2 protein-coding genes and 1 pseudogene are annotated in these 1,426 nt (G+C 46.4%); all 3 read right to left on the minus strand.

Annotated features, from left to right (window positions below; translation table 11 throughout):
* Positions 1-192 (minus strand): annotated as a pseudogene (locus tag JK188_RS17340) (fimbrial biogenesis chaperone); the annotation flags it as partial.
* Between the two features lie 13 nt (positions 193-205).
* Positions 206-784, minus strand: a complete 579-nt coding sequence (locus JK188_RS17345) for a fimbrial-like protein (protein ID WP_211887022.1) — start codon at positions 782-784, stop codon at positions 206-208.
* Between the two features lie 21 nt (positions 785-805).
* Positions 806-1,387 (minus strand): fimbrial-like protein, encoded by a 582-nt coding sequence (locus tag JK188_RS17350; protein WP_211887023.1) that lies wholly within the window; start codon positions 1,385-1,387, stop codon positions 806-808.
* Positions 1,388-1,426 lie beyond the last annotated feature (39 nt).

Consider the following 1,426-nt stretch of genomic DNA (forward strand, 5'->3'; position numbering starts at 1 on the left):
AGCTTTGATTAAGTAGACCTGCGGGCTGCTATTTTTAATGGCAAGTTTTGTATTTGGATTGGCAGCATCAAAGACGACGCGCGTTTGAGCTAAACGCAGCCCGCCTTCTGCAGCGAAGGATAGCGTCGAAAAACTGCTGCATATCAACAAAATAATCAGAGCGCGATAGCCAGAGAAACGATTTGAAAACATACTTATTACCCAATTAGTCATATAAGAAGCTAAACGTGACGGTTGCGGTGAGTTCACCATTTTGTAAATTGTCACTGGCGGTACAGGTGCCGCAGGCTAGCTCGGCAGTAAAATCAAGCGAGCTATTTAATCTCGCCACATCGCTGGTTCCACCTGATGGCCATGTTTTGATGGTAATCGCCTCATTGCCAGGTTTTGCGGTATTGTCATTAGCATTGAAAACATTATTCCCCTGGGTGGATAGCTTAATGCCATAGCCTTTTGTGGTGCTGGATGCATCGGCATACAGCGGTTCATTGTTATCCGCGGTGAACGTATTTCCTTTGACCGCAATTCTGGGGGTTAAAAAATAGCCCTGGCACCCTGAGAGGGTTAACCTGAATCCGCTACGTTGCGGACTTTTCAGAATTTCATCGTAGGGCAGTGGTGCGCCATTGTTATACGTGACGGTACTTGGCACTGTCACATCGCAGCTACCGCCATAAAAAAAAGCGGAAAAGGAGAGGGTGGTTGAGGCACTGCCTGCCTGTAATTCACTGGCTGGTAATAGCAACCCTACAATCACGCTAAAGAAAGACAGTTTTCGTATCATTGTTATTAGCAGCCTTTAAAATCAGTTATAGAAAAAATTAAATGTTAATGAGGCGGTTAACTCGCCACCTTGTAAGTCATTGGCAGTACAGGTTCCGCAGCTGACGGTTGCCTTCAGTGGGATGGTTCCATTCAAGGTACTGGCAAAGGTTTTATTCCATTCTTTGGTGGTTTTCGCCGTGATTTTTTTATCCGTTGCCAGGTTGTCACTTTGGTTAAAATTACTGCTACCTTCCGTGGATAATAAAATGCCATAGCCTGTACTGGTGCTACCGGTACTCACAAACAGATTTTCACCGGAGGCACTATCGGTATCTCCTTCGAGGGTTATCGAGGGGGTTAACCCGTAACCTTTACAGCCAAGAATGGTGAGATCAAAGGTTTCGCTGATATCACTGGTCGTGGTGATATCTTCAGCGGGAATAAGCTCCCCGTTATGAATCGCAACGGTTGGGGGCACGGTAATTTGGCAGCCACCGCCGACAATGCTGGCACTGATTTTGGTGGTGGCCGTGGTTGCCGCTATCGCGGATTGCCCCAGACTTGCCGCATACAATGCGGTGGGAATGAGCAGGGAATAGAGTGACGTTTTAGTCAGTGTCATGATGAATTCCTATTTTTAGGTCTTACTGAAAAATAAGGT

The sequence above is a fragment of the Providencia sp. JGM181 genome (assembly GCF_018257375.1).
Classification (GTDB): Bacteria; Pseudomonadota; Gammaproteobacteria; order Enterobacterales; family Enterobacteriaceae; genus Providencia; species Providencia lanzhouensis.

Excerpts from the sequence above, each read along its gene's own strand:
- JK188_RS17345 (WP_211887022.1), bottom strand. The coding sequence starts at position 784 with ATGATACGAAAACTGTCTTTCTTTAGCGTGATTGTAGGGTTGCTATTA.
- JK188_RS17350 (WP_211887023.1), bottom strand. The coding sequence starts at position 1,387 with ATGACACTGACTAAAACGTCACTCTATTCCCTGCTCATTCCCACCGCA.